Origin of the sequence: Xanthomonas axonopodis, from assembly GCF_001304695.1 — a bacterium.
Taxonomy (GTDB): domain Bacteria; phylum Pseudomonadota; class Gammaproteobacteria; order Xanthomonadales; family Xanthomonadaceae; genus Xanthomonas; species Xanthomonas axonopodis.
Genome location: NZ_JFAQ01000060.1, coordinates 19,403 through 27,792, shown reverse-complemented (window position 1 = coordinate 27,792; position 8,390 = coordinate 19,403). Strand labels below are relative to the sequence as shown.

Below are 8,390 nucleotides of genomic sequence, written 5' to 3'. Positions count from 1 at the left end.
GCATGGTCGGCCTGCAGGCCGCGCGTTGCCTCGGCGGCACGCGCAACCGGCGCTGGGCGGGTCTCAGCCCAGCGCGGTGTCCCATAACAGTTTGAGGTTCAGCATCACGATCAACGCGGCGATGCCCCAGGCCAGCCGTACCAGCCACGGTGGAGCCACCAATGCACCCATCAAGCGCCGGTCGGCAGTGAACTGCACCAGCGGGATCACGGCGAACGGCAGCTGCATCGACAGCACCACCTGGCTCAGGACCAGCAGCCGCGCGGTGCCGGCATCGCCATACCACCAGGTCACCGCAATCACCGGCACGATGGCGATGCCACGCGTCAGCAGCCGTCGCACCCACGGCCGCAGTCGCAGCCGCAGAAAGCCTTCCATGACGATTTGTCCGGCCAGGGTCGCAGTGACCGTGGAGTTGACGCCGGAGGCCAGCAACGCCACCGCGAACAAGGTCGAGGCCAGGCCAGCTCCCAGCATCGGCGCCAGCAGGGCATGCGCCTGCTCGATGTCCTGCACATCGGTGCGGCCCTGCGCATGGAACACCGCCGCGGCCAGGATCAGGATCGCCGCGTTGATGCCCAGCGCGAACATCAACGCCACCGTACTGTCGGTGACCGCCCAGCGCAGTGCCGAGCGACGTCCGCTGTCGGTGCGGGGATACGCACGCGTCTGCACGATCGAGGAATGCAGATACAGATTGTGTGGCATCACCGTCGCGCCGATGATGCCGATCGCCAGGTAGAGGGCATGCGGATTGGTCAACACCTGGGTGCGCGGCACGAAACCGGCCAACAGGGTGGCGATCGGCGGCGCAGCCATGGCGATCTGGATGCCGAAACACGCGAAGATGATCAGCAGCAGCGCGATCACGAAAGCTTCCAGCGCGCGGAAACCGCGATTCATCAGCAGCAACACCAGCACCACATCCACCGCGGTGATGATCGCGCCCATGGTGAGCGGAATCCCGAACAAGAGCTTCAACGCAATTGCGGTACCGATCACCTCGGCCAGATCGCAGGCGATGATGGCCAGCTCGCAGATGCCCCACAGCGCCAGATTGACACCGCGCGGATAACGTACGCGACAGGCCTGCGCCAGATCCAGCCCGGTCGCGATGCCCAGCCGCGCCGACAGGCCTTGCAGCATGATCGCCATCAGGTTCGACAACAGGATCACCGACAGCAGCAGGTAGCCGAACTGCGAACCGCCGGCCAGGTCGGTGGCCCAGTTGCCCGGGTCCATATAGCCCACCGACACCATGTAGCCCGGTCCCAGGAAGGCCAGCAGGCGGAACCACCAATGGCCGCCCTTGGGCACGGAGACGCTGGCCTGGTGGTCGCCCAGACCGCCGATGGCGGTGGCTGACGACGGCGCTGAGGTGGCGGTATCGGCGGACATGCACGTGGGTCGAAACGGAATAAAGGAATGATATAGTAGTTGCTATGCTGTTGAGCATTGGCAAATTCAATCGTATTGATCTGCTGCGTGCTTCAAACTATGCGCTCCGGCATCGACGCCGGCGACGATGACGAGGAAAAGGGTGGGCAAGAGCGAAAAGGTGGAAGCGGCCGCGCCGGTCCTGATCGATGCGCAGGTGCACATGGAGAGCTTCCGTCAGGTACGCCAAGCGCGCCGCGCCGAGCTGGTCGAAGACTATGTGGAGCTGATCTCCGATCTGCTGGTGGACGGCGGCGAAGCACGTCAGGTCGATATCGCTGCGCGCCTGGGCGTAGCGCAGCCCACCGTGGCCAAGATGCTCAAGCGGCTGGTGCGCGATGGTTGGGTTGTGCAGCGGCCCTACCGTGGGGTGTTCCTGACCCCGGCCGGCGAGGCGCTGGCCGCCTCCAGCCGGCAGCGCCACCAGATCGTGGAGCGCTTCCTGCTTGCGCTCGGCATCGATGAAGCCACCGCGCGTCGCGACGCGGAGGGCATCGAACACCACGTCAGCGAAGCCACGGTTGCCGCGTTCGCCGCGTTTCTGGACCGCCAGGGCGGTTCGGCCACGTGAGCGTGCCCACTGATGCGCCGACCGACACGCCGCACGCGGCGATCGACGTGCACTGGATGCGGCACGCTTTGCAATTGGCCGAGCGTGCCGAGCGCGACCATGACGAAATCCCGGTTGGCGCGCTGCTGGTCGATGCGCTAGGCAACGTGCTTGGCGAAGGCTGGAACTTCAATATCGCCAGCCACGATCCCAGCGCGCATGCCGAAATCGTGGCGATGCGCGAAGCCGGGCGCCGTCTGGCCAATCATCGCCTGCTCGGCTGCACGCTCTACGTCACCCTGGAGCCGTGCGCGATGTGCGCGATGGCGATGATTCATGCGCGGATCGCGCGCGTGGTGTTCGCCGCCAGTGATTCCAAGACCGGCGCCTGCGGCAGCGTCTTCGACCTGCTGACCGACCCGCGCCACAACCATCGCGTGCAGGTGTGCGGCGGCGTGCTTGCGGCCGAGGCGAGCTTGCGGCTGACCAATTACTTCAGGGCTAAGCGCGGCAAGCCGCCACTTGCGCCCTGAGCGACGTGGCCGCGGTATGATGCGCGCCCTCTTCAGCATCCGGCCGGCGACGGCCTCCACAGGACGGCGATATGGCAGAGAACCTTGCAGGCAACGACCGACTGATCTGGATCGATCTGGAAATGACCGGCCTGGATACCGATCGCGATTCCATCATCGAGATCGCCACCATCGTGACCGATGCGCAGTTGAACGTGCTTGCCGAGGGGCCGGAACTGGCCATTGCGCATCCCCTGGAAACCCTGGAAGCGATGGACGAATGGAACCGCCATCAGCACCGACGTTCGGGTCTGTGGCAGCGCGTGCTCGACAGCCAGGTCACCCATGCACAGGCCGAAGCGCAGACGGTGGCATTCCTGAGCGAGTGGATCCGCGCTGGCACCTCGCCGATGTGCGGCAACTCGATCTGCCAGGATCGCCGCTTCCTGCACCGGCAGATGGCGCGCCTGGAGCGCTATTTCCATTACCGCAACCTGGACGTGTCCACCATCAAGGAGCTCGCGCGACGTTGGGCGCCGACGGTGGCGAACGGGTTCGCCAAGAGTTCGGCGCATACCGCCCTGAGCGATGTGCGCGATTCGATCAACGAGTTGCGCCACTATCGTCAGTTCATGGGCGCGCTTGGTGGCGATCCCGCAGCGGGTGTGGAAGCCTGAGAATCCGCAGGCGTGTGTTGCGCACTGAAAGCGAGTAGCGGGCGTACTCCAAGCGCGTCTGAGCATCGCTTCTGCGCATTGGCGCAAACACGACCTTGAGCTATCCGAACTGACAAAAAAGGCCGCATCACTCGATGCGGCCTTTTTTTCTACTGTAGTGCCGCGGGCGCAGCATCAACGCGCCAATGAAGGCCCCTTGCTCGGATCGCCGTCATCGGTGACGCCTTTGAGCAACAATGCCGAGATCGGCTTGCCATCGGCGTCGTGGTGATACACGTGCAGGTCGCGCTGCGGGTAGGGGATGTTGAGCCCATTTTCCAGCAACTGGTTGCGGATCTGCTCCAGCGTGGTGCTCTTGGCGGCGCCGAGGTTGCCATTGGTCGCATAGGCGAACAACATCAGGTCGACCGTACTCTCGCCCAGGTTGGTCACCTGCACAAATGGTGCAGGCGAGTCCAGGATGTTCGGGTTGTCCTTGGCGATCTGCAGCAACAGCTGCTGCGCTTTCTTCAGATCGTCTTCGTAGCCCACGCCCACCGTCACTTCCAGGCGGCGGTTGGGCAGGGTGCTGTAGTTGACGATGGGGGCGGTGGTAATCGTGCTGTTTGGCAGGGTAATCATGCGCTCGTCGAACGAACGGATCCTGGTCTGGAAGATATGGATCTCGTCGACGATGCCTTCCTGGCCGGCAATCAACACGTGGTCGCCATCGCGCATCGGCCGCAGCACGATGAGCATCACGCCGGCAGCGATGTTGGACAGCGAATCCTTCAGTGCAAGGCCGACCGCCAGGCCTGCCGCGCCGAGCACTGCAATCAGCGAGGTCGGTGGCACACCGATCTGACTCAGTGCGCTGACGAAGACCAACACCAGCAACAATGCGTACATCACGTTGCGCAGGAAGTTGGTCAGCGTGATCTCGACGCGCGCACGAGTGAGCGCGCTGTGCAACCATTGACTGAGTTGCCGGGCCAGCCACATGCCGACCACCACGATCAGCAGCGCCACCCCCCAATTGACCGCGTACTGCGCCCACGGAATGGCGGCCCAATTGAATGCCGGCTCGCTGGTTGCGGCCGGCTTCGCAGCAGCTGCTCTTGCAGCTGCTGTCCACATTGCACCCATCAGTCCCATCAGCCCTCGCTCTTGAACTTGGCCAGACGCAGCCAGGTATCGACCACGGTATCTGGATTCAACGACACCGATTCGATCCCTTCTTGCATCAGCCACTCGGCCAGTTCCGGGTGGTCGGACGGCCCCTGGCCGCAGATACCCACGTATTTGCCCTTGGCGCGTGCCGACTTGATCGCCATCGACAGCAGCTTCTTCACAGCCGGGTTCCGCTCATCGAACAGGTGCGCGACGATCGACGAGTCGCGGTCCAGGCCCAGGGTGAGCTGGGTGAGGTCGTTGGAGCCGATCGAGAAACCGTCGAAGATCTCCAGAAACTCGTCGGCCAACAACGCGTTGGACGGCAGCTCGCACATCATGATGATTTTCAGGCCGTTCTCGCCTTGCTTGAGCCCATTCTGCTCCAGCACTTCGATCACCTTGCGGCCTTCCTCCAGCGTGCGCACGAACGGGATCATCACCCAAAGGTTGTTCAGGCCCATCTCGTTGCGCACCTTCAGCACCGCCTTGCACTCCAGCGCGAAGGCCTTGGTGAAGGACGGATCGACATAACGGCTGGCGCCGCGGAAGCCGATCATCGGGTTCTCTTCGTGCGGCTCGTAACGCGAACCGCCGATCAGGTTGGCGTATTCGTTGGACTTGAAGTCCGACAAGCGCACGATCACCGTATTTGGCGCGACCGACGCGGTCAGCGTGGCGATGCCTTCGGCCAGGCGGTTGACGTAGAAGCTCACCGGATCGCCATAGCCGGCAATCTTGGCGTCGATCTTCTTGCGGACATCGGCGTCCTGCTTGTCGTATTCCAGCAGGGCGTTGGGATGCACGCCGATATGCGAGGCGATGATCATCTCCAGGCGCGCCAAGCCGATGCCGGCGTTGGGCAGCTGACCGAAGTCGAATGCACGCTCCGGGTTGGCGACGTTCATCATGATCTTCAGCGGGGCTGGCGGCATGTTGCCCAGATCGGTCGTGGTGCGCTCGAACGCCAGCTTGCCTTCGTAGATGAAGCCGGTGTCGCCCTCGGCGCAGCTGACGGTGACTTCCTGGCCGTCCTTGATCACGGCGGTCGCATTGCCCGAGCCGACCACGGCCGGCACACCGAGCTCACGCGCGATGATCGCTGCATGGCAGGTACGGCCGCCGCGGTTGGTGACGATGGCCGAGGCGCGCTTCATCACCGGCTCCCAATCGGGGTCGGTCATGTCCGCAATCAACACATCGCCAGCCTTGACGCGATTCATGTCGTCCAGCGAACGCACCACGCGTGCCACGCCGCTGCCGATTTTGGCGCCGACGGCGCGACCTTCAACCAGGATCTTGGCGTCCTTGGCTTCCAGTGCAAACCGTTCGATCTGGGTCGCATGGCTGCGCGACTTCACGGTTTCCGGGCGCGCCTGCACGATGAACAGCTTGCCGCTGATCCCGTCCTTGGCCCACTCGATGTCCATCGGGCGGCCGTAATGCTTTTCGATCACCAGCGCCTGCTTGGACAGTTCCTGCACGTCTTCGTCGCTGATCGAGAAGGTGCTGCGCAGTTCCAACGGCGTGTCTTCGGTGCGCACCCGCTCGCCGGGCACATCCGAATACACCATGCGAATGGCCTTGCTGCCGAGCGAGCGGCGCAGGATCGCCGGCTTGCCCGCAGCGAGGGTGGGCTTGTAGACGTAGAACTCGTCCGGGTTGACCGCGCCCTGCACGACCATTTCGCCCAGACCGAAGCTGGAGGTCACGAACACCACGTCGCGGAAGCCGGATTCGGTGTCCAGCGTAAACAACACGCCTGCCGCGCCGACCCCCGAGCGCACCATCAACTGCACGCCGGCCGAAAGGAAAACGTCTTCATGCTTGAAGCCGTGATGCACGCGATAGGCAATTGCGCGATCGTTGTAGAGGCTGGCGAACACTTCCTTGACCTTGTGCACGACATCGTCGGCGCCGGTCACATTGAGGAAGGTCTCCTGCTGGCCTGCGAACGAGGCGTCCGGCAAATCCTCGGCGGTGGCCGAGGAGCGCACCGCCACGGCAACGTCGCCGCTGCCGTTTTCGGAACACAACTGGGCGTAGGCGGTGCGAATGTCGCGGTCCAGTTCCGGCTGCAGCGGTGCATCGATCACCCAGCCGCGGATTTCCTTGCCGGCCAGCGTGAGTGCATTGACGTCCTCGACATCCAGCGTTGCCAGCTTGTCGAAGATGCGCTTGGACAGATCGTTGTGGGCGATGAAGTCCTTGAAAGCTTCCGCGGTGGTCGCATATCCACCGGGAACCGAGACGCCCAACCCAGCCAGGTTGCCGATCATCTCGCCAAGTGAGGAATTCTTACCACCTACGCGGGCCAGGTCGGCCAGGCGTAACTCATGCAACCACAGGATATTCTCGTTCAAGCGCGATGCTCCGTAAGGCCATCGCCCGAGCGGGCTGAATGGCCGCGACCGTAGGAAGAAGCCGCTATGATGCAGTGCACAGCGGAACCTGCACAAGCATGAATCCGTAAGTTTTGGACACCAGTTCAAAGAGGTGGTCTTGATGTCAACAATTCGGCCGGTGTTTTACGTTTCCGATGGAACCGGTATCACCGCTGAAACGATTGGGCATAGCCTGCTCACGCAGTTCAGCGGTTTCAACTTTGTCACCGACCGCATGTCGTTCATCGCTGATGCAGATAAAGCGCGCGATGCCGCCATGCGCGTGCGCGCGGCAGGCGAGCGGTACCAGGTGCGCCCGGTCGTGGTCAATTCGTGCGTCGATCCACAATTGAGCATGATCCTGGCAGAAAGTGGCGCGCTGATGCTGGATGTATTCGCACCTTTCATCGAGCCGCTGGAGCGCGAGCTCAATGCGCCGCGTCACTCCCGAGTTGGCCGCGCGCACGGCATGGTGGACTTCGAAACCTACCACCGCCGCATCAACGCGATGAACTTCGCGCTCAGTCATGACGATGGCATTGCGCTCAATTACGACGAGGCCGATGTGATCCTGGTGGCGGTGTCGCGCGCCGGCAAGACGCCGACCTGCATCTATCTGGCCTTGCATTACGGCATTCGCGCCGCCAACTACCCGCTTACCGACGAAGATCTGGAAAACGGGCAGTTGCCGCCGCGGTTGCGTAATTACCGCAGCAAGTTGTTCGGTTTGACCATTGATCCTGAGCGGTTGCAGCAAATTCGTCAGGAGCGGCGCGCGAATTCGCGCTACAGCGCGGCAGAAACCTGCCGGCGCGAAGTCGCGATCGCCGAGCGCATGTTTCAGATGGAACGCATTCCCTCGCTCAGCACCACCAATACCTCGATCGAGGAAATCTCCAGCAAGGTGTTGTCCACCCTGGGCCTGCAGCGCGAGATGTTTTGAGCGGAGTTTGGGGATTGGACATTCGGGATTGGTAGCCGTCACTCACGTTTCGGCCGCCGTGCCCATCGGGTCGAAAGAGCTACCGGCAGTGGTCGGCGGCTGGGGGATACGAAACGGGCGGGGCAGTGCTCGGCCAAGGTAGGCCTGCCGTCGGGCCCTCGTCATGCTGCCCGTGCGGCGGCGCAGCGTGTAGGATCGGTCCATGGCGCAAGCACTGAGCAAACTCGAACGCATTCCCAAACTGAGCCGCTTCGGCTGGCTGATGGGCTTGTACGCCGAAAACTTCCAGCATCTGACCCGGTTGTTCGCCCCGGCCGATCTGGCGCCGGGCTCATACGTGTCCTCGATCGGCGATGGCCTGAATCTGCGGCTGGACGTGATCCAATGCCATCGCTACACGGTGGAACTGCGCCTGACCTACGACCTGTGCGACCCGGTCACCGGCGAGCCGGACCCGTCAGCGTATGTGCGGCTGTACCGCGATGCGCGCCAGGCCGAGACCACGCATTGCTATGTCGGTCGGCGCTGGCAGGACGTCATGGGCATGTTCCCGCCGCCGGCCGAGCTGATCAGCCACCGCATGCGTATGAACACGTTCCTGGGCAAGTGGCTGGAGTACCTGGCCGAACGCGGCCACGGCGTCGCGACCCTGGCCCTGGATACCGATCACGTGGCACCGCCGCGCCCGAATCCGCAGGCCGCCGTCGGCTGAGCCAGCGTTACCGCCACGTGCGGCGT

8 protein-coding genes are annotated in these 8,390 nt (G+C 63.3%); 5 read left to right on the top strand and 3 right to left on the bottom strand.

Features of this window, described 5'->3' with window-relative positions:
* Positions 1-63 precede the first annotated feature (63 nt).
* Complete coding sequence (locus tag XAXN_RS06455; RefSeq protein ID WP_054318942.1) at positions 64-1,398, bottom strand: Nramp family divalent metal transporter; 1,335 nt, start codon at positions 1,396-1,398, stop codon at positions 64-66.
* A 142-nt stretch (positions 1,399-1,540) separates the two neighbouring features.
* Between XAXN_RS06455 and mntR the strand changes: the two genes are divergently transcribed.
* The 3 genes from mntR (at position 1,541) to orn (ending at position 3,176) form a co-directional block, all read left to right on the top strand.
* Complete coding sequence (gene mntR / locus XAXN_RS06450) at positions 1,541-2,008, top strand: manganese-binding transcriptional regulator MntR (protein ID WP_042822544.1); 468 nt, start codon at positions 1,541-1,543, stop codon at positions 2,006-2,008.
* On the top strand, positions 2,005-2,520 hold the full coding sequence (gene tadA / locus XAXN_RS06445; RefSeq protein ID WP_054318941.1) for a tRNA adenosine(34) deaminase TadA: 516 nt from the start codon (positions 2,005-2,007) through the stop codon (positions 2,518-2,520). The genes mntR and tadA overlap by 4 nt, the downstream gene beginning before the upstream one ends.
* A gap of 71 nt (positions 2,521-2,591) precedes the next feature.
* Positions 2,592-3,176 (top strand): oligoribonuclease, encoded by a 585-nt coding sequence (orn, locus tag XAXN_RS06440; protein WP_054318940.1) that lies wholly within the window; start codon positions 2,592-2,594, stop codon positions 3,174-3,176.
* Positions 3,177-3,350: 174 nt separating this feature from the next.
* Here the strand turns inward: orn and XAXN_RS06435 are convergent, their stop codons facing one another.
* Entirely contained in the window at positions 3,351-4,310 is a 960-nt protein-coding gene (locus XAXN_RS06435; protein WP_054318939.1) for a mechanosensitive ion channel family protein, read from the bottom strand.
* A complete protein-coding gene (gene ppsA / locus XAXN_RS06430) occupies positions 4,310-6,688 on the bottom strand; it encodes a phosphoenolpyruvate synthase (protein WP_054318938.1) in 2,379 nt (792 codons plus the stop codon). Before ppsA ends, XAXN_RS06435 begins: the two co-directional genes overlap by 1 nt.
* A 142-nt stretch (positions 6,689-6,830) precedes the next feature.
* On the opposite strand from ppsA, the gene ppsR reads away from it, so the two are divergent.
* Together ppsR and XAXN_RS06420 are read left to right on the top strand one after the other, a co-directional pair.
* Complete coding sequence (ppsR, locus tag XAXN_RS06425) at positions 6,831-7,652, top strand: posphoenolpyruvate synthetase regulatory kinase/phosphorylase PpsR (protein ID WP_054318944.1); 822 nt, start codon at positions 6,831-6,833, stop codon at positions 7,650-7,652.
* Positions 7,653-7,854: 202 nt separating this feature from the next.
* Entirely contained in the window at positions 7,855-8,364 is a 510-nt protein-coding gene (locus XAXN_RS06420) for a DUF1249 domain-containing protein (protein ID WP_054318937.1), read from the top strand.
* The last annotated feature ends 26 nt before the right edge of the window (positions 8,365-8,390 follow it).

Bases quoted from the DNA above. Each gene is read 5' to 3' on its own strand.
- orn (WP_054318940.1), top strand. From the start codon at position 2,592: ATGGCAGAGAACCTTGCAGGCAACGACCGACTGATCTGGATCGATCTG.
- XAXN_RS06435 (WP_054318939.1), bottom strand. From the start codon at position 4,310: ATGGGACTGATGGGTGCAATGTGGACAGCAGCTGCAAGAGCAGCTGCT.
- ppsR (WP_054318944.1), top strand. From the start codon at position 6,831: ATGTCAACAATTCGGCCGGTGTTTTACGTTTCCGATGGAACCGGTATC.
- XAXN_RS06420 (WP_054318937.1), top strand. From the start codon at position 7,855: ATGGCGCAAGCACTGAGCAAACTCGAACGCATTCCCAAACTGAGCCGC.
- XAXN_RS06455 (WP_054318942.1), bottom strand. From the start codon at position 1,398: ATGTCCGCCGATACCGCCACCTCAGCGCCGTCGTCAGCCACCGCCATC.